At 55.3% G+C, this 26,913-nt stretch carries 20 protein-coding genes; all 20 read right to left on the reverse strand.

All coding sequences use genetic code 11. The features are described from left to right. Nucleotides 1–47 precede the first annotated feature (47 nt). The 20 genes from K1558_RS13000 to K1558_RS13095 all read right to left on the reverse strand — a co-directional run bounded on the left by K1558_RS13000 (nucleotide 48) and on the right by K1558_RS13095 (nucleotide 26,911). A complete protein-coding gene (locus K1558_RS13000; RefSeq protein ID WP_238652006.1) occupies nucleotides 48–1,661 on the reverse strand; it encodes a bifunctional metallophosphatase/5'-nucleotidase in 1,614 nt (537 codons plus the stop codon). A 24-nt stretch (nucleotides 1,662–1,685) separates the two neighbouring features. Beyond that, on the reverse strand, nucleotides 1,686–2,513 hold the full coding sequence (locus K1558_RS13005) for a carbohydrate ABC transporter permease (RefSeq protein ID WP_238652007.1): 828 nt from the start codon (nucleotides 2,511–2,513) through the stop codon (nucleotides 1,686–1,688). Between the two features lie 12 nt (nucleotides 2,514–2,525). Next, nucleotides 2,526–3,410 (reverse strand): carbohydrate ABC transporter permease, encoded by an 885-nt coding sequence (locus tag K1558_RS13010; protein WP_238652008.1) that lies wholly within the window; start codon nucleotides 3,408–3,410, stop codon nucleotides 2,526–2,528. An 85-nt stretch (nucleotides 3,411–3,495) separates the two neighbouring features. Continuing rightward, entirely contained in the window at nucleotides 3,496–4,791 is a 1,296-nt protein-coding gene (locus tag K1558_RS13015) for an ABC transporter substrate-binding protein (RefSeq protein WP_238652009.1), read from the reverse strand. Nucleotides 4,792–5,050: 259 nt separating this feature from the next. Then, entirely contained in the window at nucleotides 5,051–5,896 is an 846-nt protein-coding gene (locus tag K1558_RS13020; RefSeq protein WP_238652010.1) for a response regulator transcription factor, read from the reverse strand. Further along, a complete protein-coding gene (locus K1558_RS13025) occupies nucleotides 5,893–7,743 on the reverse strand; it encodes a sensor histidine kinase (protein ID WP_238652011.1) in 1,851 nt (616 codons plus the stop codon). The genes K1558_RS13020 and K1558_RS13025 overlap by 4 nt, the downstream gene beginning before the upstream one ends. Before the next feature lie 386 nt (nucleotides 7,744–8,129). Further along, complete coding sequence (locus tag K1558_RS13030; protein WP_274528547.1) at nucleotides 8,130–9,674, reverse strand: methyl-accepting chemotaxis protein; 1,545 nt, start codon at nucleotides 9,672–9,674, stop codon at nucleotides 8,130–8,132. Nucleotides 9,675–10,608: 934 nt separating this feature from the next. Then, nucleotides 10,609–12,195 carry an FAD-dependent oxidoreductase gene (locus tag K1558_RS13035; protein ID WP_238652012.1) on the reverse strand — a complete coding sequence of 529 codons (1,587 nt, stop codon included), beginning with the start codon at nucleotides 12,193–12,195 and terminating at the stop codon, nucleotides 10,609–10,611. Continuing rightward, on the reverse strand, nucleotides 12,188–13,144 hold the full coding sequence (locus tag K1558_RS13040; RefSeq protein ID WP_238652013.1) for an ROK family protein: 957 nt from the start codon (nucleotides 13,142–13,144) through the stop codon (nucleotides 12,188–12,190). Before K1558_RS13040 ends, K1558_RS13035 begins: the two co-directional genes overlap by 8 nt. 159 nt (nucleotides 13,145–13,303) lie before the next feature. Then, nucleotides 13,304–14,137: a MurR/RpiR family transcriptional regulator gene (locus K1558_RS13045; RefSeq protein ID WP_238652014.1), complete on the reverse strand. Its 834-nt coding sequence runs from the start codon at nucleotides 14,135–14,137 to the stop codon at nucleotides 13,304–13,306. Further along, a complete protein-coding gene (locus K1558_RS13050; protein ID WP_238652066.1) occupies nucleotides 14,124–14,831 on the reverse strand; it encodes an N-acetylmannosamine-6-phosphate 2-epimerase in 708 nt (235 codons plus the stop codon). The genes K1558_RS13045 and K1558_RS13050 overlap by 14 nt, the downstream gene beginning before the upstream one ends. Before the next feature lie 138 nt (nucleotides 14,832–14,969). Next, the gene (locus tag K1558_RS13055; protein ID WP_238652015.1) at nucleotides 14,970–16,499 is read right to left on the reverse strand and encodes a DUF4127 family protein; all 1,530 of its coding nucleotides are present in this window, start codon (nucleotides 16,497–16,499) and stop codon (nucleotides 14,970–14,972) included. After that, nucleotides 16,492–18,243: a protein O-GlcNAcase gene (locus K1558_RS13060; RefSeq protein WP_238652016.1), complete on the reverse strand. Its 1,752-nt coding sequence runs from the start codon at nucleotides 18,241–18,243 to the stop codon at nucleotides 16,492–16,494. Before K1558_RS13060 ends, K1558_RS13055 begins: the two co-directional genes overlap by 8 nt. Nucleotides 18,244–18,261: 18 nt before the next feature. Continuing rightward, nucleotides 18,262–19,080: a carbohydrate ABC transporter permease gene (locus K1558_RS13065; protein ID WP_238652017.1), complete on the reverse strand. Its 819-nt coding sequence runs from the start codon at nucleotides 19,078–19,080 to the stop codon at nucleotides 18,262–18,264. Next, nucleotides 19,080–19,961 (reverse strand): carbohydrate ABC transporter permease, encoded by an 882-nt coding sequence (locus K1558_RS13070; protein ID WP_238652018.1) that lies wholly within the window; start codon nucleotides 19,959–19,961, stop codon nucleotides 19,080–19,082. The genes K1558_RS13065 and K1558_RS13070 overlap by 1 nt, the downstream gene beginning before the upstream one ends. Before the next feature lie 77 nt (nucleotides 19,962–20,038). After that, nucleotides 20,039–21,361, reverse strand: coding sequence for an ABC transporter substrate-binding protein (locus K1558_RS13075; RefSeq protein ID WP_238652019.1), 1,323 nt, complete (start codon nucleotides 21,359–21,361; stop codon nucleotides 20,039–20,041). A 609-nt stretch (nucleotides 21,362–21,970) separates the two neighbouring features. Continuing rightward, the gene (locus K1558_RS13080; RefSeq protein WP_238652020.1) at nucleotides 21,971–23,212 is read right to left on the reverse strand and encodes an MFS transporter; all 1,242 of its coding nucleotides are present in this window, start codon (nucleotides 23,210–23,212) and stop codon (nucleotides 21,971–21,973) included. Between the two features lie 348 nt (nucleotides 23,213–23,560). Continuing rightward, complete coding sequence (locus K1558_RS13085) at nucleotides 23,561–24,391, reverse strand: phosphoenolpyruvate hydrolase family protein (RefSeq protein WP_238652021.1); 831 nt, start codon at nucleotides 24,389–24,391, stop codon at nucleotides 23,561–23,563. A gap of 25 nt (nucleotides 24,392–24,416) precedes the next feature. Further along, on the reverse strand, nucleotides 24,417–25,640 hold the full coding sequence (locus K1558_RS13090) for a Tm-1-like ATP-binding domain-containing protein (RefSeq protein ID WP_238652022.1): 1,224 nt from the start codon (nucleotides 25,638–25,640) through the stop codon (nucleotides 24,417–24,419). A 71-nt stretch (nucleotides 25,641–25,711) separates the two neighbouring features. Further along, nucleotides 25,712–26,911, reverse strand: a complete 1,200-nt coding sequence (locus K1558_RS13095) for a phosphoenolpyruvate hydrolase family protein (RefSeq protein WP_238652023.1) — start codon at nucleotides 26,909–26,911, stop codon at nucleotides 25,712–25,714. Nucleotides 26,912–26,913: the final 2 nt, after the last annotated feature.

The following is a 26,913-nucleotide window of genomic DNA, read 5'->3' on the forward strand; positions in this document are numbered from 1 at the left end:
GTCGAATCTCCACAGGTTATACCACTATATTCAGTAAGGGGATGCTCCTATTCCAAACCATCCCGGACAATGGACCAGTTATGATCGACCTCCGGTGTGATCGTCTGGCGCTCCCGGATGTAACGGACCAGAATATCGCGGACACTGCAATCTGACTCCCAATGCTTGACGGCGCTAACCAGTCCTGAGGCCTTCAGCAGGCTGCTGTAGCGGTAATTGTTGACGGCAAGCTGCAGCTCGTCCGTCTCGGCAAGCGGTCTGCCCCGGTAGGCCAGATGGATGATCCGCCGTCCCACCGGCTGTGAGATGTCGATCTGGTAACTGACCCCGGCGAACATATCGTAGAGGTAGCTCGGCACCTCGGGATCGGCGGCGATCAAGGTGTCTCCCGGCTGCCATTGCCGGAAGTGGGCTGCGGAAGCTTCCATATAAGCCTTGAGCTCCTTGCCGGTGACGGTAACCACATACAGCACATTGTCAAAAGGATAAATGCGGTAGACATCGGCATACGTCAGCGGTCCCTGCTTCAGATCCGCCTTGTCGTTGAACAGGCTTGTGGCGGCAACATCCGCTCCGCTGGCCTCCAGCATGGCCCGCTGGATCAAGGTAATGACCGCCGTATCCTGCACCCTTCCGGCCGGCAGGCCGGCCGTCTCTTCAGGCTGGAAATCAGCGGCCGCAAAGCCCAGAATACCGCTCTCTCCTTCCACCAGAGAGCCTCCACCGCCTTCGGCGATGAACCGGAGGGTCTCTTCATGGGCCCCGGCAACCAGACTGCGGAATTCCGGGTCCGGCTCCCGGCCGCTCATATCGACCACTGTAACCTCGCGGTCCACGACCCTGGTCCGGCTGCCGTCCAGCTCCAGCGTAAGGTCGAAGCGGACCACTTCCCGCCCCCGGTCCCGCGGCCCGCCAATGACAGTATTTCCGATACGCTGATTCACCGTAATATGCATATGGCCGACCAGCAGCACATCGGCTTCAGGAACAAGCTCCGCAATCCGTCCGGCGGCATCTGAGCCGCCCTCTTCATCGAATTCTGCGACCATACCCGCATGGGCGCTGATCACTATCAGGTCCGCCTTCCCTTCCGCACGGAGAGAGGCGGCAATGGCCTGCGCAGTTTCGGCCATATGGCCGAATATTAAGCCCTCAACCTTGCCTCCATCCCAGCGCGGAACGTTGGGATTCGTTAGTCCGATGACGGCAACCCGGACTCCGTGCTGCTCAAGAATTACATACGGCTCAGCAAACGGTCTGCCTTCCGCATCCCAGACATTCGCCGCAAGCACCGGGAAGCTCAGCTCCTGCCGGATTCGCCCAATCAGGCCAAGGCCGAAGTTAAACTCATGGTTGCCCAGCGTCAGTGCCGCATAGCCCATGGCATTAAGCGCTGCCGCGACCGGATGCCTCTCCTCCGGGCGCTTATTGTAGACATCATCAGTCAGCATATTCCCCTGGAAAATATCTCCGTTATCGATCAGCAGGATCTCCGTCCCGCTCTCTCTAAGCTCCCGGACATAAGCGGCTATTCTGGCGAGCCCGTCATTTACGGTATCAAGTCCGTCTTCGTAACGGTAGCCCCACAGATTGCCGTGCACATCCGAGGTAGCGACAATCACGATTTTGCGCAGGTTATGGCTTGCTCCTGATTCCATCATCTCGTTCACCCTTCTTCCCTATCTTCATTTCAGAATTGCGCCTGCAGTGAAGCTCTTCTCCATCTGGTCGCTGAACAGCACATAAGCGAGCAGAATCGGCAGTGTAGAGATCACCATCGCGGCGGCCAGCGGTCCCCAGCTAATGCTGTACTGGCCGCTGAAATTCATCAGCCCGAGCGGCAGCGTCCGCAGCGTCTCCTTCTGGATGAAGGTTGCCGCCATTAGCAGCTCATTCCACACGGCGAGGAACACGAAGATCGCAACCGAGGCAAGCGGCGGCTTCAACAGCGGCAGCACAACCTTGAAGAAGGACTTCACCACCCCGCAGCCGTCGATGAACGCAGCCTCCTCCAGCTCCTTCGGCATACTCCGCAGAAACGCGGACAGCATATAGACACCGATCGGCAGATTCACAGCGATGTACGGCAGAATGATCGACAGACGCGAGCTGAGCAGGCCGAGATTCTTCAGGATCATGAACAGCGGGATCAGCGTAGCGTGAATCGGCACCATGACCCCCATGAGCAGAATGAACAGGATCAATCCGTTATATTTGAATCGCATCCGTGTCAGCGCGTAAGCCATCATTGAAGCGAGCAGCAGCACGCAGAAGAGGGTAATCAGCGTAACGGATACACTGTTGAAAAAGTATTGATTGACCTTGGCGCTTACCCAGGCCTCCGAGAAATTGCTAAACCGCCATTCACTGGGCAGCGCCCAGACCACTCCGCCGATAATCTCCGAATTATCCTTAAATGCACTTACCACAAGCCAGTAGAGCGGGAACAACTGGAGGACGGCAATGAGGCTCATCAGCAGATAGATGCCTGTGTTTTTGGTACTCTTCAGCATGTCCGGTCCTCCTTAATATTCGATTTTTTCACGGGTCAGCACCTTATTCAGCGCCCAGGCGATGACCAGACACTCCAGCACCATGAACACGGCCAGCGCGCTGCCGTAGCCGAAGTTCTGCTTCAGGAACGCTTCCTGGAACATCTTCAGGGCAATCATTGTTGTGGAATGCAGCGGCCCGCCGTTCGTCATCACATACACACTTTCAAAGGTCTTGAGCGCATAAATCACGTTCAGTACGATACAGATCCGCAGCACATCAGACAATAACGGAAGTGTGATATAACGGACAGCCTTCCAGCCGACAGCTCCGTCCAGCTTCGCGGCCTCATAATACTGCTCCGAGATGCCCTGAATACCGGCGAACAGGATCAGCATATTATAGCCCACGTAATGCCAGGTTGTTACGATCAGAACTGACAAGAGTGCCGTCTTCGTATCTCCAAGCCAGGCCTGGGCCCAGCTGCCCAGATGAGCAGCCTCCAGCAGCGTGTTCAGCATCCCGATGTTCGGATCGTAGATTTTGACCCACAGCAGACTGACCATCGTCGTTGACATGACCACCGGAAAAAAGTAAATATTACGGAACCATTTGCGTCCCTTCATCTTACGGGAGACCAGCAGCGCCAGGCCGAACGAGAGCGGAAGCTGGACGAATACGCCTGTCAGCAGGAAGGCTACACTGTTCCATACCGCCTTCCAGAAGCTTTTATCTGCAGTGAACATCTTGGTGTAATTGTCCAGACCCACGAAGGCCATCGGGTTGATTCCGTCCCACTCCTGGAAGCTGTAATACGCCGTCATGAGGATCGGCACGAAATAGAAGACGAGGAAGACAGTTAAGCCGGGTACTAGAAACAAAGCGATTAATTTCTTATCTGAGAGCGCTCTTTCCATCACTAACCACCTATCAGAGTGCAGAAAAGCGATGCGGCCCAAGAGACTGCATCGCCTTTCCCCTATTATATTAGTAAAGCGTGTCTTACTCTGCCGAACGGAGCAAGGATTCAAGCTGGGCCGTATATTCCTCTGGTGTCAGATTGCCGCCATAGAGCTGCTGTGTCACATCGCGGTATTCCTGACCCGTATCTGCCGACAGCAGCCCGAACCACATCGCCTGGGTTTTGGCTGTTTTGCTGATATCGGAAGCATAAGCGGAGAGCTGCTCATTCTGCGACTCCGACTTCACTTCGCTGGCCGCATAGCCCGGCAGACCTTTGCGCACGAATTCATCATTGAGCTTAAGCGACAGCTTAATGGCGAATTCCTTGGCTTTGTCCAGATGCTTAGAGCTGTTGTTCACGAACAAGGAGTAAGGCGCCGCCGAATTCTGGAAGCCGATCGTTGCACTGTAGACATCCTCTGCACCTGTCTTCGGGAAGGCGATATATCCCAGATTGTCACCCATAGCCTTCGACAGCGCGCCGAAGTTGAAGCTGCCGTCAATCCAGATCAGAGCCTTGTCGTTCTTGAACAGCTCCTGGGCATCCAGATACGCTGACCCGAGGAAGCCCTTCTGGAAGGCATTGCTGCTGACCAGGGTGGCTACCTGCTTTGCTGCATCGACAAATGGGGCATCGGTGAACTTGGCATCGCCCTTAAGCGCATTGTCGAAGGCGTTAACGTCCTGACGCGCTACGAGCATGTTGTACAGCAGATCGCCCTGCCATCTTTCCTTACCGCCGAGTGCGATCGGGATGATTCCTTTAGCTTCGGCCTTGGCCACTAGCGCCTGAAGATCGTCCCAGGTGGCCGGAGGCGTAGCGCCGAGATCGCCCATCAGCTTTTTGTTATAGTAGAAGACAAGGGTTGTACTGATATTGGAAGGAACGGAATAGATATTGCCGTCCTCCTCCTTCACCAGCTGGTTGTCCAGAAATTTCGCGCCAAGTCCCGTAGAATCGAGAGTATCATTCAGCGGGGCTACTGTTTTCGATTGCAGTACAGGGGTCCGGTAGGACTTCCCGGCATGCTGCTGGAATACATCCGGAAGCTCGTTGGCAGCCAGCGCAACACTGATTTTGGTCTTGTAGGTCTCGTCCTGTATGTACTCATAATTCAAATCTACGCCGACTTCCGCTGCGGTAGCCTCGGCAGCAGCCTGATACATCGGATCTGCATCGAACATCCATAAGGAGACAGATTCCTTACCTTCCGCCGGTTTCGCATCCTGGTTCTGAGCTGCCTCTTCATTACCGTTGGCTCCTCCGCAAGCACTAAGCACTACACTGCTGAGTGCGATGGATGCTGCAACTGCCCCAAGCTTTTTTCCGAACATTTTTGTTGGACCACCTTTCAATATTTCGGGTTTAGACTTACAGGTATCATCTTAACAAGTGAAACGCCGTGCACGAATGGAGATATATTGGTTCTAACAGTAAAATTTTTAGGTATGTTAGCTTACTTTACACTCAATTTACAAGGTGTTCCTGTGTTTACGGCGGCTTAACATGGGGTTAACTTAATTCAGCGAAAACTGAATCAAACGAAAACGAAAAAGCCCGGCGGCAAAACACCGGACTCTGCTTATCGCTGCTTTATGTATCCGAATAGGAACCGCTGTACACGGTATTCGGGGTCATGCCGTAACGTTTCTTGAAGCATTTGCTGAAATAGAACGGATCTTTATAGCCCACCTGGCGGGCAATCGTCGCAATCTTGGGAGCTGGGGCTTCATCCCCGGAGTTCCCCTGGCTCAGCAGCTTCATGGCCTCGCCAAGACGGACATTCGTCACATATTCCACAAAAGACTCGCCGGTCTCCTTCTTGAACGCATGGCTCAAATAGCTCGGGTTCACGAACAGGGCGCCGGCCGTACTCTGAAGCGACAGCGTATCCTCAGCGTAATGTGCTTTCACATAGGCGATGGTCTTACCGATTAAGGCCGTACTGCTGCTCTGCCGCTTCTGCGCACCAGCCTCACCTGCCTGCGGCTCCTGCACATCTCCGGCTTTGATTCTCAGCTGCTTGATATAGCGCTCTGCCTCCCACTTCTCTGTCAGCTGCGCCCGGATCGTGCGGAGGGCTTGCTCCACCGCATCCTCATCCACGGGCTTCAGAAGATAATGGTCCGCGCCAAGCGATATAGCCTGCTGTGCGTATGAGAAATTATCGTAGCTGGTGATGTAGATCAGCTTGACCGCCGAATTCAGCTTACGGACCTCCTGAATGAACTCAAGCCCGTTCATATTCGGCATCTCAATATCTGTAATAATGAGATCGATCGGCTGCTCCCCGATGATCTGCAATGCAGCCGAGCCGTCATCGGCTTCTGCGGCCACCTCGAACCCGGCGGCTTCCCAGTCCACCAGACGGATCAGGAGCTGCCTGAAATAATATTCGTCATCCACAATCAGGACGCGGGCTGCCGGTGCTGTGTTCATAGTCTGACTGTCCCCTCCTCCTGTTCGTTCGTCTGCTTAAGCAGCGGCAAGCGCAGCTTCACCTTTGTACCCTGTCCAGGCTCAGATGTCAGTAGGATTCCATAGGCCTCCCCAAACCGCAGGCGGATGCGGTCCTGAATATTAAGGAGTCCGAAGCTGTATCTCTCTGCGGTGTCTGGCCCGGACCAGATCAGCCGCTGCTGCTCTTCGCTCATCCCTTTACCGTTGTCGCGGACCGTGAAGAGAAGCAGGTGCTGTCCGTTCATGCTTTCTGCTTCGCAGGTAATCTCACACCAGCCGCCGTCCGCCATCCCTCTAATGCCATGGTGGATCGCATTCTCGACCAGCGGCTGAAGCAGCATGGTCGGCACCAGGCAGGACTCCAGCCCCGGCTCGAACGATATCCGGTAATTCAGCTTAGGGAAGCGGATCTGCTGGATATAGAGGTAGCTCTCCAGATGCTTCTGCTCCCGGGCCACCGTGATCAGCTCCTGGCCGTTGCTAAGCGAGATCCGGTAGAACTCCCCCAGGGCCTTCAGCATCTTGCTGATGTCCTTCGCCCCTGACATCACAGCCATCGACCGGATCGTATCCAGGGTATTGTACAAGAAATGCGGCTTGATCTGCGAGTAGAGCAGCCTCAGCTCCAGCATCCGTTTGGTCTTCTCTTCTGTCTCCACCTGAACCATCAGGCCCTGGATGCGCTCCACCATTTCATTGAAGGTAGCTCCCAGCTTGCCGACCTCATCCTCAGAATCGGCGGCGGCGCGCCGCTCCAGATTCCCGCTGCCCACTTCAACAATCACCTCACTAAGCTGGCTCAGCGGCCGGGTCAGCCGGCGGGCGAACAAAACGGACAGCAGCACGGCCGACACGATGCTGATCAGACCGAACGCGGCCAGCAGCAGTGCGATTTTCCAATAACCGTAGGTTAGCTCTGATATCGGCACCAGCTGGACTACCTTCCAGTCATAGGGCGCGAGACTCTGCATAGATACTAAATAGCGGTCTTCGGCCACCTCCTGAGTCCGGGTCCCTTGTGATAAGGACTTGACCCAGCCCGCGAGGGATGCCTCCGGGACCGGCCGGTTCACCCTTGAAGCTTCGTTCGCCGAGATGATCCTTCCGTCCCGGTTGATGACCAGTGTAGCACTCTCCGGGCTCTGTTCATTATGGTAGAGGCGGGCAAGCGTCCGCTCATCGATGTTGACATAGATATAACCAAGCGGGGTCCCGCTCTCCAGGCTCTTAATGACCCTGCCCACACTGATCATATTCTTATGCTTCATTCCGGACAGAAAGGCAGGCGTAAGCGAATCCGCCCACACCGCCCCGCCTCTGGCTGCATCAATCTCCGCTCTGGGGTAGATGCCAAGACGCTCCCGGGTCACCCCCGTCAGGTTGGAGGTGTAATAGAGGTCGCCGTTCAAGGATTCGATAATTACGGAGTCAATATTCGGCTCGGTGACCAGCATCGCAGCCAGTGTATTGTAGATCGACTTCAGTGCAGCAGCGTCATTGCCGGCACTGGTATCTCTGCTGAGCAGCTTCTGGGTGTCCTGATTAATCAGCACGAACTTGGTGAAATTCTGCACCGACTGGAACACTGTCTCCATGGACTGCTTGACCAGCCGCACCTCCTGCTGTGAGCTTGCTGTGGTCCGTTCCAGGGTCTGATTGAAGACAATCCGCTGAATGCTGGCCATGAAGATCACCAGTGCCAGCAGGACAATCAGAAGATTGCTTAGCAGAATCTTCCGCCGCAGCGGCATACTTCCGCTGAACAGAAAGGGCAGCTGCGCCCGGAGCCTCTTCAAGAGGGATGGATATGGCATGAATAGCTTCATCGTTCCCTCCGTAACATGTATGGTTGTACATGTATTATACACAAATTATAACAACAGCAAAGTGGGGGGGCTCCATAACTTAGAGTAAGCGCGATGATGATTCTGAGGTCTCCTCGTCTGCCGCCTGTATGAAGCAGCATTGTTGCACATTTTGCAGGATTTTTGTGAAAATGCTACTAGCTGCAGTACAATGTTGCATTATTTGCATGAATTCCGGTGTTTAGAGCAAGTTAGCTCTGGCTTTTTTGCATTTCGTGCATGATTTCAGCATCGGCTGCTTCTATTGAGCAACTTTGTTGCACTTCATGCATGATTTTTGTAAAAATATTTTCCTAAACAAAAACAAAGCCTGCAATCTACTTTGCAGACTTGGCCAAGCTGTCAAACTACAAGGTACGAAGGATCCCCAGCAGATCCTCGGACATCCGGCTCACATCTTCAATCGAGGCATTGACCTCTTCGGTCAGGGCGGCTTGCGCTTCGGTAAGGCTGGACATACTGTTAATTCGTGTAATAATGTCGTCAATCTTTTCATTCATCTGCTGTATAGTGGTTTCAATGTTGCCCGATGCCGTCTTGCTGTGCTCCGCGAGCTTCCTCACTTCACCAGCCACAATGGAGAATCCCCGGCCGTATTCGCCCGCATGGGCAGCTTCAATCGCAGCATTCAGTCCAAGCAGGCCTGTCTGGTTCGAGATCTCGCTGATGAATTGGGTAATCTCCTTGGTCTCCCCCGTCTTGACCTTGACCTCCATGGCCGCCTTGTGGGATTGCTCCTGAACCTCAGCCATATCCTGAGCCTGCTCGGTAACCGACACGATGCCGCGGACGATCTCATCAATAGCTGCCAGCAAGCCCTCCATCTGTACATTAACCTGCCGTACAATTTCCTCTTTGGTGACTTCATGAGTCACATCACGGATTGTACCGGCAACTCTCAGAGGGACGCCATGCTCATCGCGAACGGTTTCACCGCCGGCATGATACCAGCGGTATTCACCATTTTTGGAGCGCAGCCGGTAGTTCACCTTATAGTCCGTCTGCCCGGTGTAATCATTCAGATGATTGGCAAAGGCATCGAGCGTGGGCTGAAGATCCTCCGGGTGGAGCTGGTTGCTCCAGCTGCTTAACAGGTTCGGGAAATCATGCTCGCCTTCAAAACCAATCGTTCTGCGGAACTGCTCCGACCACCAGAACTCATTATCCGGGTTGACCGGATCGCCTGCGATGACCACCATATCCCACGGCGCTTCCACCAGGGCGCGGTTCACCAGGTCATAGCGGACCACTAGTGCGCTAAGCTCGTCCTGCTTGATTTTTTGGTCATGAATGTCGAACAAGGCTCCTGCCACCATGATGGGGGACCCGTCCGCAGAACGGGTGGTCGTGCCTGTTGCCTGGAACCATTTGTACTCGCCGGCTTTCGTCTTCAGTCTGTATTCAATGTCATATTTAATCGTGTCCGTCCGGTCCAGCATATGGTCTGCGAACAGCTGCAGCACCCCCTCTTTGTCTTCAGGATGAAGACAATTGGACCAGCTCTCCAGCACATTGGGGAAATCATGCTCATCCGTATACCCGATCATCCGGCGCAGCTCATCGGTCCACCTGAACTCATTGAGCGGATTAACCGGATCTCCCTCATAGACATCCATCTCCCAGAGGCCAATCTCAATCGCTTTGGTGATCATATTCAATCGAACCTTATAATAATCCTCTCGTTTATGTATTACGGATGTCAGACGGTCTAACAGACCGCGCAGTTCATCTTGGTTAGATGATAAATATGAGCCTGCTTGATCCTCCTGTTTACGCTCGGCCAGCTCAACATACTGCTGCAGTGCATTAATCAGCTGACGCTCGGCTTGCGGGACAGCCCCTTGGGATGGTTGGGCGGCGGCGTTTCCTTTGAATCGGTTCAGTAATGGCATGTGGTCTCAGTTCTCCTCATCTCGTGGTGTGCTCTGTTTGGGAAAGCTAGATTGAGTATATAACACGCCTGAACTTTAATATATAAATTTATATTTAAAATTCAACATAAAACAGCGGCAGAATAAGACTTGACAAAAAGTCTCAGACTGCCGCTGTTTTTAGCTGGCTTTTGCCGTTATCTTATAAATTTCCGTAGAAATCTAATCCACTTGGGTTCGTATGCTTGGCTAATTTGCAACCCTTTATAATAACTATTATAAGGGTCCATTGCCCATTGCTTTAAAAGTCCTTCAGGAACTGTATACTTATTTATAGGCGAGCTGGGGTCTGCTCTGTAAAAATACTCATTACATGCAACACAGTACAAAATCAGCGACCCACCAGAGCCATATGAATAAACATTAAGCTCCGTTTTACAGGTTTCACATTTACATATTCGATTGCGGTTTAGCCAATCAATTAGTAATTGCATGTTATCCCTCTTCCCTCATTACAAACAGTATGTTTGAGTAAAGAATTCAAGAACAACACCGCAACATCCTATCCGTTAGATCGATAAATGTAACTTTAGTCTAGACCTATTTTTCATTCTTGAACATTATTTACCTTGGCCAAAAGACAGCAGTTGGATTTACTACACTTGCTGATGGACGATTAGGTCATATTACGATAGGAGTTGGAGAAATGGCACTTAATTTTGCATATTTCCTACTAAGGAGCGAGACTGAAGCAATTTAGTTGTACAATTCCCACTTGCTTCCTCCGTTTTTGCTAAAACCGATAAACCAAGATACGTTTATCCACCTACTTGCTGCCAGGTAACATCGACCACTAGGCAGGTCATATCAAAAAGGCACCCCATTGACGAGGCACCTTATCTTGGTTATAGATTATAGCCAGTTGAGCTAAGGTGGATTGCTGGAGCATGTGCGTTTAAGTCTCTAACTCCTCCTTGGTCCAGTGCAGCTGGACACCAAGCGCAATCAACTGCTGCTGATAGGCCTCAAGATGCTCTGCCGTTTCCCTGACCTCAACCGGCTCTACCTGCTGCCTGATAGCATAGGCTGCGAGCGTTCCCGCTGCTTCGCCGATATTCCATTCGGTCGGGTGCAGACGGTAGCAGCCGTTCGCAATCTGAGTCATGGATATGTTCTTACATGCCGGCAGCAGGTTCTTGACCCGCACGGGAATCAAAGCGCCCAGCGGAATCTCATAAGGATGATTCGGAATGTAGAAGGTCCGCTGGCTTACGGTTGTGGGATGCAGATCGAGGTGATAGCTGCCAACGCCCACACTGTCCTCATAACGCTTCGGTCCCTCCGGCCCGCGCAGCTCCTTGCTCACATCCTGCTCGGCAATCGTGTACAGCCCGCGAATGCGCCTGGATTCCCGGATATAGGGAGCCTTGGCCAATCCATCCTCTGTGCCGAGCACATCCCCGCGCAGACGCACACCCGGATAGCCCTGTCCGCCGTCCAGACGGGGCGCTTCGGTCTGCAGCCAATATACGAGTGATAGGGTGAGCTGCCGTGCTCCCTCCAGGTGCTGTTCCCGTTCCTCCGGTGATACACCGATGATTGGCCCGGCATAATAATCGTTCAAAGCCCAGTTCAGCAATGTGACTTCACCGTCATTCAGCGGCTCCGTCCAGATGGCCGGGTCAACGATCCGCCGGTAATCCCACAGGGAGACAATACCCTGGTCATTCGGGAACATCGTGAACTGCTTCAGCTTGCTTGTATCGTCGGCATCTGAAGCGTACCAGCTTAAGATCGGATACTGTGAGAACGACGGGACATACCCGCGCCAGTAATCATAATCTCTTGGACGCGGAATCGTGTAATCCCCGCCGGGTACATAGTCTACGGCGGCTACATGGGTAATGGACTGCATATCCAGCGGGTCTGCTGTCTCTAGCGCATGGGGCTCCCCTGTCTCGCTGCGGGACTCGGCACCGCTGACATGCTCGACTCCGGCCAGCGGCAGCAGATCGCCGCATTCCGTGGCATCCAGATAATAATCCCCGCGCAGCCGGATCAGGTTACCGTCCGTTCCCTGCCGGACAGTGACTCCAGTGACGTGATCTTCTTCCGTATCCGCAGAGACCGGAACTGTATGATAGAGCACTTCGATCCGTCCGGTGTTCACATACGGGGCCAGCATCTCCTGGAGAACCGCCAGCGCCACCTTCGGCTCATGCGCCAGACGGCTGACCCAGCCGTTGCCGGGATTGAGTATTGGGTCGCTCTTCGCAGCCTCTGAAAGCGGATAATTCCGCCTGTAGTACTCCCTGACCCTGCTGCGGAATTCCCGGTATGAAGCGGTGCTGCCGGATTGCTCGATCCAGCGGTGCTCATCCGGCGGCACGGCCTGCGAGGTCAATTGCCCGCCCAGCCAGTCCGTCTCCTCCGTCACTAGTACCCGCAGTCCTGCCTTGGCGGCAGCCAGTGCCGCCGCCGTTCCGCCGAGACCGCCGCCGATAATTACCACATCCGAACGCTTCTCCTGTCTGTTAGCCATACTCCCTCTCCTCCTTGCCGCAGCAGTTATGGTTCTCCTTGCTGCTGTCTGCATCCCGGATCAGCCGCTCCAGCGCCAGCCGGGCCGCGCCGAAGCAGCCGGCCCGGTTGCCCAGCGCAGCCGGCACGATCCGCCCCGCCAGTTCCGCGCCTGCCTTAGCGGCCAGCAGCGGCCACCAAACGGCGCGGCTCTGGATAACGCCGCCGCCGATAATAATCAGCTCGGGGTCGATCGCCGCCCCGATATTAGCTGTCACCTGCGCCAGGTCTGCGGTGAAGCGCATAAGCACACCCAGCACTGCCGCGTCGCCCCGCTCCGCTGCCTCCATAATCTCCCGCCCGTGCGCATACGCCCGGCCGGTCTCCTCCCTTGCCAGCCGCAGCAGCGCGCGGCCGGACACATATTGCTCCACGCAGCCTCGCTTTCCGCAATTGCAGGGGCGGCCATCCGGCACCAGCACGCTGTGCCCCCAGTCGCCCCCGCTCCAGGCGGCCCCGCGCAGCAGCTGCCCGGCCGCCAGATTGGCTCCGCCGACCCCGGTGCCCAGGGTCAGCATGACCAGGCTCTGCCAGCCGCGTCCCGCGCCCAGCCAGGCCTCGCCTAGCAGTGCGGCGTTGGCATCGTTATCGGCCGCCGCAGGCCGCCCGAAGGCAGCCTCCGCCCACTGCGTCAGCTGCACCCCTTGCCAGCCTGGCAGATTACCGGTGGCGTAGACGACCTCGCCGGAGTTAGCATTAATCCGGCCCGCGGAGGCAATCCCTAGCGCCTCCACAGATGGATGCCCTGCGAGCAGCTCCTCCACGAGGCTGTGGAGCTGGGCTAGAATGGTATCCCGGCCCAGCCGGGCTTCCGTTTCGCGCTCCGCTTCCGCCAGAATCGTTCCCGCTCCATCGGTTACAAGCCCCTTGATGCCTGTCCCCCCAATGTCCACACCTATGACTTGCCGCATTCGCGCCACCTCCACTACTGCGTCTGACTCTTCATTCGATTTGTACTCGGTTTTCCGCATACATTCGCCCACGAACACCCGCGCTCGCCCAATGTATTCGGTTTTCCACTTACATCCGGCTCTCCCGCCGCACTATCACCGTTCCATTCCCCCGACACCCTAATAAATCCGGTCAATGACCGCCCGCGCGGTCAGCTCCTTCATCCGCTTGGTCTCCTCGCCATGCAGGCGCTCCAGTCCCTGGCAGAGCAGGTCAATGATGAACAGCTGCGAGATCTTGGCCCCGACAGACCCGCCCTCCAGCGGCGACTCCTTCCCGGCGGTCAGCAGCACGATGTCGGCTATCGAAGCGATCGGAGACTTTGCATAGTTAGTCATGGCAATGATCTTGGCCCCGTTCTGCTTGGCCTTCATCAGCATGTCGTTCGTATCCAGCGTGCTGCCGGAGACGCTGATGCCCACGGCAACGTCGCCCTCCCCCATCGTGACCGCCATCATCGACTGGATGTGGCTGTCGGAATTGGCCTCCACCCGCCGCCCGATACGCAGCAGACGGTTCTTGGCCTCCAGGGCGCTGATGCCGGAGGAGCCGACACCGAAGAACTGGACATAGCGGGCCTGATCCAGCGCATCTACGGCCTGCTGCAGCTGCTCCCGGTCAAGCATCCCCAGGCTGGATTGCAGCACGCCAACCATAGAAGCATACAGATGGTCGGCAAAATCACCTTCGCCTGCCCCCTGCTCCCCATCCTGCTGGGCTTGGCGCTTCGGCAATCCCTGGGCCAGCATCAGCTTGAAATCCTGATAGCCCTTGAAGCCGATTTTGCGGCAAAAGCGCATCACCGTAGTCTCGCCCGTTCCGGCAAAGTCGGCCAGCTCCGTGACCGACAGATAGATCAGATTGTCCGGGTGCTCCAGCACACAGCGGGCCACCTTTTGTTCTGATTTCGTCATCGAAGGATAATACGTGTTAATCCGGTCATTCATTTCCATTAAGGTTCATCCTCACTTTTCTAGCCGCTGCGGCGAACGGCCGGGTGATCAGCTGCGGCCGGGTGATAGCCGAGCCAACCACCACAGCGTAAGCGCCCAGCGTAAGCGCCGCTTCCACCTGAGCAGGCTGGCTGATCCGGCCTTCGGCAATGACCGGAATCTTCAAGCGCCGGGCGGCCTGCTCCAGCAGCTCCAGATTCGGGCCTTCCTGCTGCCGCGAATAGGGTGTATATCCCGATAAGGTGGTCGAGACACAGCTGACACCCAGCGACTCGACATATAATGCTTCCTCCAGGGTAGAGATATCCGCCATAGAAGCGGCGGGGCTGGTCTTCAGCAGATCTATAATCTGCTCCAGTGTACAGTTCTCCGGCCGGCTCTGCCGGGTCCCGTCAAAAGCGATAATATCCGCACCCGCCTCCAGCAGCTCCTCAATCTCCCGCAGCGTAGGCGTAATGTAGACGTCGGAACCGGGGTAATCACGCTTCACGATGCCAATCACCGGCAGCGGAACCGCCTGCTTGATCGCCCGCACATCCGCCGCCCCGTTCGCCCGGATGGCGATGGCCCCGCCCTCCGCAGCCGCTACGGCCATCCGGGCCATAATCTCCGGCCCGTGCAGCGGCTCATCCGGCAGCGCCTGGCAGGAGACAACTAATCCGAGGTGCAGGCTTTCCAGTATATTGTTGCTCAGGGTCCCCACCCTCTCTCCTTATATTATATATAAATTGAACCCGCTACCGCTCCTACAGCTCCAGCAGCTCCTCAATCCCCTCCGCCACTCTTCCCTGTCTGTATATTCCCAAGTTCAGTTTATATCATCAGCCTGACATCAACCAGGCACATACTCTACAGACAAACCAACCTCAAACATCCGGTTCCACGGCATATAACAGTCGGTAATCTTAACGCTTCCCTCCGGACTGTCAATCCGCACCGTCAGCTCTTCGCTCAGCCGTTCCTGCACACGGGCAGCCACACGGCCGCGCGGTCCGTCCAGCTCATATTTGCCGTAGCCCATCTCCTGCACGGGACCGTCACTAAGCTCACCCCGCACGACCGAGCAATAGCAGACATCCTCCGCATAACGGAGCGCAAGAAAATCCAGATGACCCTGGGTCCGTCCGCAGAGCAGATAGATCATTGCCTGAGAGATCACCGTTCCGAGCGAGTTGGAGCTGGTGTTCCAGCCGGCGTAACCGGCCAGGTCGAACAGCATGTTTTTTTGACGCAGCATTTTGACCAGCTTCTGATCGCCGCCATTGGCATAGCCGACATCGGCTACAGCAACCGGAAGGTTCTTGTGCCGCAGCAAATGCTCCCCATATTCTACCAGCTCCATCAGGTTCCGGTATATATCATAGCTGAAGTAAGCATGATGCTGAGATACCGCCTCTGCCATCGTCTCGCCTGGTGTGCTGACCAGCAGAACCAGATCCGCCTCCGCAGCGCTGGATGCAATCAATCCGCCGGCAGCCAGAATCTGATACTTCAATGTCTCATAGAAAAAGCGGTCCTCGAACAATGGCGTCACGAACGCTCCTTGTACAGCGGACAAACGCGGGTAGATCAGCGGCCTCCGCCCTTCGGCTATGTTCAGCATCCGGGCAAGCAGAGTACAGCCTACCTCATCTGCTCCGGGATACATATAGACCTTAAGCTCCAGATCAAGCGCTGTAATCCGCGCCCGTACCTTCTCCTGATCCTTGGCAGTATGTCCATACGGCGCTGAATCGTCCTGCGGCACAATCATGAAGTCGATCACCCCGTCCTGCACCAGCTCCAGCGCCAGCTTGTTCGCTTCAATATTAACGGCTCTGCGGCCGAGATAATCCTGCAGCACCTCGGCTGGCAGCCGGTGATCAATATCTGCCAGCTCGCGGATCTCCTCATCGGTGGCAATTCCTAGCTCCAGCCGGTGGCCGATGAAGCCCTTGCGGAAAATCTCCCGGCCCCAGTCGGCATAATAATCCGGCTCCTCGTCTGATAGAGAGTACTGCGGACAACGCATAATCAGCTGGAACGCATACAGCTTCAGCTGCGGATAACGCTCCTTGATCTCACGCAGCCGCTCCAGACGGGCGTCCAGCTCATCCGGCTTCAACTGGTGCAGCCGCGAGGGAATGATTCCGCCGTAGAGCAGCGTATCCAGCGCAACCACCGCACCGTCTGCCCCTTCGCAGGCAGCCTCGAACCAGGACCAGAGCTGTTCTACATCACCGGGACGTTTCTTCAGCCCCATGATTTCGGCGGGCGGACGCTCCACCATATAATCTGTCCCCTGAGCCAGCAGGTAAGGGAATTCATAATTGCAGGGCCGCTCATCCAGCGGAACCAGAATCAGCTTATGGTGCTTAGACATGCTGATCTTCCTCCTTTTCTGTCTCCTCCTTCATCTCCTCTTTCATCTCTTTAAGCTCCTCCTTCGTCTCCTCGGGCAGCTCCAGACCAAGCGCTTCAGCCGCACGCACCGCCGGATCACTGCCGAGCCGCACACCATAGCTGCGGCAGGTTTCGAGCCGCTGGAGCACTTCTGCCTGTGCATGCGGATTCAACGGGTCTGTTAGCTGTCTGCGCACCGCCCGCCACAGCGCTGCATCCGCAATCGCCCGGCGCAGCCAAGGTCCAGCTTCTTCGATGAATTTGGCATTATCTAATCCGCCAAGCTTAACGGCTGTCTGCTCCAGCCGGCTGAAATAAGCATCCAGCTGCTCCAGATCACGCTCCGCCAGCGCGTCGTCCAGCTCAGGGTATCCGCCCGAGTACAGGCGGCTGTTCAGATTCTGGCGGCAGAAGAACATCATGTCTTCCGCCAGCTCCCCGGCGAATTCACGAACGGACAGCTCCCAGGACAGCTCCGGCATGTAGCGCTCGCTGTTCCACATGTAGTGTGCCATGGTGGTGAGTGTGATTTTGGAGCATTCCCACTGGTTCATCGGGTTGGCCACGACGGCGGTATGCCCAAGCTGGCCGAGCCGCGAGCTGCGCCCGCGCACCGGATCAAGGAACAGCCGGTCCTTGTCGCAGTCATTCACCGGGATATTGTCCCACAGCCACAGCTCATGCCCGTAATAATTGAAGTTATCCTCCGCATGTCTGCGGCCGATCTCCGGGGCGAAAACGAAGTAGCCGGTCCAGAAGACCTTGACAGCGGGATGAAGCTGCTCGCGGATATCCTGCTTGTACTCCGTATTCCAATACGACCAGTATTCCGAAGGACACATCGCCAGGGTGAAGTACGGCAGAGCACCGGCTAAGTAATCGTAGACCCGGTTCGTCACATAGGCATGGGCGGTCCCGGAGCGCTCGAGGAACTGCTTGTTGTCACCTTTTAACACATAATCTATGTCATCCATCAGCAGCGCGAAATGCCGCACTCCAACCGCGATCATGGCCGCAAGCTTTTCCTCCAGCTTCGCGAAGTCGCCTTGGCTGCGGAATTCCAGATCATTGCCCGGGCTGATACAATAGTAGAAATCCACCAGATGCTTATCGCATTCCTGCTTCAGCTCATGAATCCTGGCGAACACCTCGTCCGGGTACGGCTCACGCCACAGCTTCCGGTGGTAAGGATCATCCTTCGGCGCGTACATGAACGTGTTCATCCGGTGCTCACTCATGTATCTCACCGAATCCATCCGGTCTGCGAAGCTCCAAGGTACACCATAGAACCCTTCAATAATGCCCCGCACCGCAAAAGAAGGCTCATCCTCCACCGTAACCACCGGCAGGCGGCAACGTTCCTTCTCCACCGTAAGCAGCCGTTTCAGCGTATCCAGACCGTATTTTAGCCCCCGCCGGTTAGACGCGGCAATGACCAGCTTCGCAGCCTCTCCAATCACAAGCCGGTAGCCGTCCGCAGCAAGCCCGCCGTCATACTCCAGCATGAGCTGCGCATTCCCCTTGTCGGCGGTGGCTACGCCCGGGCCAGCCGGTTCCAGAATTACGATGTCTCCGCCTGTTTCGATCAGACCGTGAGCATCCTGATTCATGGCATAGCGTGAGGCCAATTCACAGCGCAGCTGCGGGCCCTCTATAATCAGCTCTTTCCCTTGCGTATAATAGTCCTGGAACAGATACTGGCAGTCCCGTAACGAAATTCCCATTGAGTTATGCCTCCTTCGTTAGCCTTTTATCGCGCCGGCAATGCCTTCCATATAATACTTCTGGGTGAACAGGAACACGAGGATGATCGGCAGTACCGAGATCATGGTTCCGGCGGCAATCCAGCCGAAGTTGTAAGAGAATTGCCCGTTCAGATACGTGAGCGCCGCAGCAAGCGGATACTTCTGCGGGTCGTCCAGGACGACAATCGGCCACAGGAAGTTGTTCCAGAACGCCATAACCTCCAGCAGCCCGATGACGGCAATCCCCGGCTTGACGAGCGGCATCACCAGTTGAAGGAAGATCCGCAGCTCGGAGGCCCCGTCCATTTTACCCGAATCCCGGATGTCGGCAGGAATGCCCAGAAATGTCTGGCGCATCAGGAAGATATTGAACACCGACACTGCTGCCGGAAGGACCACACCCAGGAAGGTATTGCCCAGCCCAAAAGCCTGAATCGTCAAATAATGCACAATCATCGCCGTAGCCGACGGAATAATCATGGTCGAGATCAGCAGGGTGAACACCAGATTCCGGCCCTTGAACCGGAAGGCGGCCAGCGGATAGGCAGTCAGACAAGACAGCAGGATATTGAAGACAACCCCAAGCAGCGTAATAACGACCGTATTCAGAATGTAACGCGGGAAATCCATGAAGTTCCACACCTGCACATAGTTCTCGAACGCGATGAAGGTGGGCAGAATGGCCGGCGGATTCGCAAACACATTGCGCCCCGGCATCAGCGATACGCTGAGCAGCCACAGGAACGGCCCCATCATGAACAGGGCGAGCAGGATCAGCAGAATGTAAGTAATCAGATAACGCAAGCTACGCGGCATCAATAGGAATTCACCCCGCCTTTCCGGTTGAGCCGGAATACGAGCACGCTAAGCGCCCCAACCAGCACACTGACAATCAGCCCGAGCGCCGAGGCATAGCCGAAATTGAACTGCTCCAGCCCTTTTTGAAAAATATAGACACTTGAGGTCAGCGTGGACGTCCCCGGCCCGCCCTTGGTCAGAATGTAGACCTCATCGAACACGCGGATTGCGCCCATAACCGAGATCAGCGTACAAAACAGAATATGCGGACGCAACAGCGGCAGCGTTACATGTACAATCAGCCGCAGCGGCCCTGCTCCGTCCACCCTTGCGGCCTCATACAGGTCTGCGGGAATGCCCTGTAGCCCGGCCAGATAGAGCATCATGTAATAGCCGAGGCCCTTCCACATTGTAATGAACATTAGAACATACAGCGCCGTGCTGCTCGCGGAGAGCCAGGACACCTGCTCACTGATCATACCAACCTTCAGCAGCAGATAATTGACTACACCGTTATTGCCAAGCAGCCAGCTCCAGATCAGCGCTACTGCTACCATGGATGTTACGACCGGGATATAGTAGGCGGCCCGGAACATTTTGACCCCTGGAATCTTGCTGTTCACCAGAATCGCCATCAGGATCGACAGGATCTGAATGATCGGCACAATCAACACATACACCAGTGAGTTCCACAGGGAAATCAGGAAATTGTGATCCTGGAAGGCCCGGGTGAAGTTCTCCAGACCCACATATTTCGTCTCGGCAATGACTGAATAATCTGTCAATGAGAGCGGTACTCCATATATAATCGGCCAAAAGGTAAACAACGCCAGAAACAGCAGGCCCGGTGCCATAAAAGCCCATGCAGTAAACGTCTCGGACCGGATCCCCTTATACATCCGCTACACCTCCCTCTCCTTCAAAATAAACCTGCAAGATGGGGGGAATCTCCCCCACCCGCCTATGCTTCAGCAGCTTAGGAGCCCTGACTGATAATGTTGTTAACTTCCTTCTCTACCTTGTTGAGCGTCTCTTTGATATCTGCGCCGTTCATCAGAATCTCCTGCAGTCCCCGTGTCAGCGCAGAGTTGATATCCGCAGCACTTGGCACACCGACCATATAATCGGTAGCCTTATCCAGACTCTGCGAGGAAGCTACCTTCGCTTCGGCTTCCAGGGAACCGTCAGATTCGGTGAAGAACGAGTCCTGGATGGAGGCTTTGCTTGACGGCAGCGTATTAGCGACCTTGGAGAAGGCTGTCTGGTTCTCGGCGTTCGTAATGAAGGCGGCGAACTCCACCGCTTCCTTCGGGTTCTTCGACTTCTGCGGCACCACCAGGTTCATGGAATTGGAGAGGCGCAGATTTGCTTTGCCTGTCGGCAGCGGAACCGCAATCGTGTTCTTGTATACATCCGGTGCCGAGGTCTTGATGAAGTTAATGAAGGTCGGGCCGGATAACTGGAAGGCGACCTGCTCCCCGGAGAAATACTGGATCTGCTTGCTGAAATCCGCGTCCTCCTTCAGTACCACGCCTTCCTTCATCAGGTCGCGCATCTGGGCAATCATCGCTTCGGCTTCCGGCGTATTGAAGGCGGCGGCAGTCTTATCCTCGTTCAGGATCTGGATGCCGTCGATCGGGAACAGCTTGGAGACCAGCTGCTGGGCATACCCGGCGGCTCCGGTCTTCTCATGAACCTGACGCGCCCACTCCACCAGCTCCTCACGGGTCTGCGGCGGGTTCGCCGGGTCGAGGCCGGCTTTTTCCACCAGCTTCTTGTTCATGAACAGCACTTCTGTACCCGTGTACCAAGGAAGCGCGTAAGCCTTACCGCCAAGCACGGTAGAATTATAGATTCCCTCAAAATAACTCTTCGCCTGCTCATCCGTCAGGTATTCGTTCAGATCCAGCAGCGCCCCCTTGCTGCCTAACTGGCTGGCGAACTCAGTGTTCAGATTCACGACATCGGGACTCTTGCCGCTGGCTGTGCTGGTCAACAACCGCTGCGAGATGGCATCATACGGATAATCCTTCCACTCCACCTTCACTCCCGGGTGGCTGCCCTCATACTTGGCGATCAGATCATTGAAGTAATCATTGAATGTAGGCTGAAGTGCAATCGTCCAGAACTCCAGAGTCACGTCCTTCGCAGCAGCTGTTGCCTCGGCACCCGTGCCTGTCTGCCCGGCGTTTCCAGTATCCGTTGTACCCTTGGTGTTGCCATTCCCTCCGCAAGCGGCAAGCAGCATAGACATCGTCAGCAGTACTGATACCGTGAAGCCCTTCCTGTTCGTTCTCACACAACATTCCCCCTCAGTATAAGTGTAAGGTGAGCGCCCTTCCCGCGTCAGCAATCCTGACTTGTTGCTCCCTCTTTGCAATGAGTATAGCAGAATTCACATTTAAATAAAGTATTTTTCCTAAATTAAATTAAAAAAAGAAATAATTTTTCTTTTTAGGCCGAATAAACTGGAGTAAGTTCTTTTGAAAGATGAGAAATGCAGAAAATGATACAGGCATCTTATGCCATTCTTCAGCACTGTCTACCTTTTCCCGGCCGTTTGTTTCTTGGTAGGATATGTTAGGACGGACTAAGTGCACTCTCGCCGACGCAATGTAATCGGATTTTCGCTTACATTTGGCTCGCGTACCCGTGCACTTGTCCGATGTAATCGGTTTTTCCATTACATTGGGACCACATCCCCCTGCCTTGACGTTATGTAATCGGTTTTCCACATATATTGGGTCCTCACGTCTACACCGAGCGCATTGCGATCGGCTTTTCGCATTCAGGCTCTAATCCATGGGTGTACGTTTTTCTCCACAACAAAAAACCTCCGCCTGCACCGGAAGAGAGATCCCGGCAAAGCGGAGGTTGGAGATATGGATCAGAGTTGTGTACTCAGTGCCTATTGAACGGCAGCCTGCTCCGGTGCCTTCTGATTCATGATCGGCAGCATGACCATTGCGCCCAGCAGGAACAGCAAGCCGGCTCCGCCGTAGATCGCGCTTAGTGAGAAGGAGCTCTTCAGCGCGCCGGCGAAGGACATAGACACGACCATCATGCCGACGAACATCGGATTCAGCACGCCGTTGACCCGGCCGACGATGGCGGAATGGGACCATTTTAGAATCATGGTGCTGATTCCGATATGGATGCACGGGAACACCAGCCCGTTCAGGAACTGGATGGTCAATGTGAGCGGAATGCTGGTGGATAACCCGACAATCGTGGTACAGATCGCGCCCGAGACCATCCCGATGGCCAGCAGCAGCTGCGGAGGGACTTTTTTGGCAAAAGCAGCGACAATCCCTCCTCCGATCAGCATCGCGGCCCCATTAACCATCAGCATGTATTGCAGAAACTCCTCATTCTTGCCCAGCCGCTCTGTGACGATGAACAGATTCAGCGCCTGGGATACGCCAACAGCAAGCCCTGCCAGCACAAACGCCAGCCCAAGCATCCGCAGCACCCGGCTCTGCCAGACATAGCGGAAGCCTTCGGTGAAGTCCTTGCGGAATTGCCCTTTCACGGCCACCGTCTGGGTAACGGAATGGTCCTCTGGGAGACGGATAAGAACCAATGCTGAGAGAATAAATACCACGCCCATCACAGCAATGGAAATCTCCAGCCCGAATGTGCTGTACACAAACGTCCCCAGCATCGGCCCGAGCACCATGAAGATCGCCATCAGCGACTGGAAGAGCGCCATACCCTGCTGCAATTGCTCTTCTGGCACATGAACCTTGAACAATCTCATGCTCGACGGCTGGGAGAACTGGGACAGAATGGCCGAGATGAAGGCGACCAGATAGACGGACTCCCAGGACCCGAAATGAATGCTCAGCAGCACGGCGAAGACCGATACGGCGGATAGTGAATCACACCAGATCATCGTCCGCTTCGGCCGCCACCGGTCGGCAAAGGTGCCGCCAATGAACGAGAATACAAAAATCGGTGCAAACTCCGCTACGCTAATCAGGGAGATCGCATAGGGATCGTTGTTGGTCCGTTCCGCAACATACAGGAGAATGGCAAAATTCCGCACCCAGATCCCGATCTGCAGAAGCACACTCGACAAAAGAATCGTCTGCAGAAAGCGGTTACCGAACAAGCTGGGCGGTTTTGCGTTTTGTTCATGCCTAATCAATCTTGTTGACCCCCTAATAAATCCGTAAAATAAATGGTTAAACCTTAGTTCATTCCAGGCATGGTTCTCCTTTCACTCCCTTATTATACGGACCGGACCGTGATCAAGAAAGACCTGCGGACAGAAAAATTTGCAATTAATCTCCCACTGGTTTAGAAGGATGAATCTGATGAAATGTGAGCGTGATGTATGTGGAAAACCGATTACATTCGGCAGGTTCGGGGGTAACGAACCGGATGTGAGCGGGAGTTGTGCTCCTGCTCCCAAAGAAAAAGCTGCCCCAACCAGCCACTTGATGGCATTAGAGACAGCTTTTTGAGAGTGTACAGCCAGTTGGCTATAACGCTCTTACTTATGAATCGCCTTGAACGCCTCGGTCTGCTGGGTAATGCCCTTCTCAGCGGCAAACCGCTCGATGCTCGATGCGCCGAAGAAGCCGTCGATGCCCATCGTCCGCTCAATGACATATGCGGCATCCTCGGGCTCGGCAATCGGACCGCCGTGGCAGATGATCATGATATCAGGGTTCACGGCACGGCCGGCTGCGATAATCGCCTCGATGCGTTCCACGCAGTCATCCAGGGTAAGCGCGGTTACAGCACCGATCGTGCCCTTGGTAGTGAGGCCCATGTGCGCAACCAGAATGTCCGCACCAGCTTCAGCCATCGCTCGCGCCTGTTCCGGGTCGAACACATACGGGGTGGTCAGCAGATCCAGCTCATGGGCGGTTCGTATCATCTCCACTTCCAGGCCGTATCCCATGCCGGTCTCCTCCAGATTCTGCCGGAATACGCCGTCAATCAGTCCCACGGTCGGGAAGTTCTGTACTCCGCTGAAGCCCTGCTCCTTCAATTGCTTCAGATAGACCTCCATCACCCGGAACGGGTCGGTCCCGCATACTCCGGCCAGCACCGGCGTGTCTTTAACGACAGGCAGCACCTCAGATCCCATCTCGACAACAATCTGGTTCGCATCCCCGTAGGACAGCAGGCCGGCCAGTGAACCGCGCCCCGCCATTCTGTATCGTCCTGAATTATAGACAATCAGCATATCGGCTCCGCCGGCTTCACTGCTCTTGGCGGTAATGCCTGTGCCTGCCCCAACACCGAGGAGAATTTTGCCTGCCTTCACTTCTTCCTTGAATTTCGCCATAATCTCTGTTCTGCTCAGCTTATTCATGTATAGTTCCTCCTTGTGGTATGGTTCAGGTATGGGCATCCTGCATCAGATCAATTAGTTTATGAGCCGCCGCCTGGGCAAAAGCCGGATCGTTGATCGCTTGGTTCAGCTCAATGACTTCAACGACGGAGCGGTCCACCTGCCCGCGCAGGGTATCGAACAGCATCCGGTCCTCCTCAGGACCATAGAACGGCTGTCCCTCCACATCAATCGCCGAGATGCCCTGGAGCGGCAGCATCAGGACGGTTTTCTCCTTAGCCAGATTGAGCTTCTCTGCCAGCTTCTTACCGATCTGTTCATTTTCAGCCACGGTAGTTCGCATCAGCGTAACGGTCGGATTGTGATGGTAGAACTTGCGGTCCTTGAACTTCTCCGGCACACTATCCGCCGGGCCGAAGTTACACATATCCAGCGCGCCTACCGACACTACCTGCGGAATGCGCTTACGGCTTGCCGCCTCCAGGCGGTGCGGTCCGGCATTCAGAACGCCGCCGATGAGTTCATCCGCCCACTCGGTGGTCGTCAGGTCGAGCACCCCTTCAATGAACCCGGCCTCGATCAGCGCCTCCATGGATTGTCCGCCGATGCCGGTGGCATGGAACACAAGCACCTCGTAGCCCGCGTCCTCCAGAACTTTGCGCGCTTCGGTTACACATGGCGTGGTTACGCCGAACATGGTCGCGGCTACCAGCGGCTTTTTATCCGGCTGCTGCGCGGTCTCGAACCTTAGCATCCCTGCGATGGCGAATATAGCGTTGCTGAAGATTTTGGTGGAGATAGAATTGAGGCCTGCCACATCCACTACTGATGGAATCATGACAATATCACTTGTGCCCACATATGGAGCGGTGTTGCCGGACGCCACGGTCGATACCAGCACCTTCGGTACGCCGATCGGCAGTGCCCGCATCGCGGGGGCCACCAGTGAAGTTCCGCCGGTACCGCCGAAGGAGATCATGCCATCGAATCTGCCTTCCTTATATAGCTGCGGGACGAGCTGCTCCAGTCCTCTGGACAGCACCTCTGTCGCCAGGGCCCGGTCCTTCTTCGCTGTAAGCTCCTCGATGCTCATGCCTGCGGCACGCGCAACGTCGCTGTTCGGCACCTCCGGGACAAAAGCCGGCTCAAATACACCGGTATGAATCATCAGCGTCTTCAGTCCGAGCTCCTCGGCAAGCTTCTTGATATACAGGTACTCCTCGCCTTTGGTATCAAAGGTTCCGGCGATTGCGAGCGTCTTCGTCTTCATGCTGCGCCCTCCTCTATTCATTATAGATTCATCATACCGGGCTTGTTCATGAATGAAAACGCTTTTATGTTCTATGTTCTTGTGTTTAGGTTAGATCGGTATTGTCTGGGAGAGCAGCCCTTCAGTTTCTTGAACATCCGGCTGAACAGGGCATAGTCAGGATATCCTGCCATGGCAGCCACCTCAGACAGCTGAAGATGCGGCGACTGGAGCAGGGTGGCGGCTTTGTCGATCCGGTAGTTCACCAGGTAGCTCTGGAAGCTGCAGCCTACCTCTTTTTTGAACAAGCTGCTTAAGTAGCTCCGGGAGATATGGGCCACCTGGGCCAGATCCGCGAAAATAATCTCCTCGCTGTAATTCTGCGCCACATACTCCTTCACGAATTCAACGTAATCATAATGCTTGGTGATGCCGCTGAGCATCTGGACCATCAGATCGTCCTCATTCAGCTGGCCCAGGCGCTTGAAGTCGCGGGTGATCGCCGTAATCGACTGCTCGGAGGGAATCCGTTCAAAAGCCGACCCGCCGATGTAGCCCATAATCGCTGTATTGTTGCTGTACATATACTGGACATCGACTGGCGTCTTGACCGGCCCGCCGTAGATCATCTGGATCACCTCCGGCTTCACTTGCCCGCCGGCTGCGAGAATACGCAGCGCCTTCGACTTAGCGGCCTCCAGAGAGACCACCTTCCGCGCCCCCAGTAGCCCGCCAACGGTCAGTCCGAGATGCACACAGATCACATCCGCCCCCGCTTCGGCCATCTGAACCGCCTGCTGCTCATCGAATACGAACGCCACCGTGAACAGCTCCTGCTGATGGGCCACGCGTATCGCCTCTACCTCCTGCTCATAGCAGATGCCGTCTTCCTCCAGCGCCTCTCTGAACCTGCCGTCGATGAGGCCTACGGTCGGATAATTATTGATCCCCGCGAAGCCTCTGGCCTTGATCTCTTCAATATATTCAGCCATATCCCTGGTAGGGTCATTCGCATTCAGCCCGAACAGCACTGGCGTCTGTCTCACCAGCGGAATAATCTCTCTGGAGCCAAAATTCATCACCATTTCATTGCTGTTACAGAACGGCAGGAAGCCCGCCAAAGAGCTTCTTCCCATCTGCCGGAACTTGCCGGAATTCAGCATCAGGATGAAGTCCGCTCCACTCTCTGCGGCCACCTTGGCCGTGATCCCCGTCCCTGTCGAGACGCCGATGATGTGGTTGCCTTCATGAAGCTGTGTCTGCAGCCGTTTCAGAATAGCAGTACGGTTCAAGT

Origin of the sequence: Paenibacillus piscarius (assembly GCF_022234545.1) — a bacterium.
Lineage (GTDB): Bacteria > Bacillota > Bacilli > Paenibacillales > Paenibacillaceae > Paenibacillus_AQ > Paenibacillus_AQ piscarius.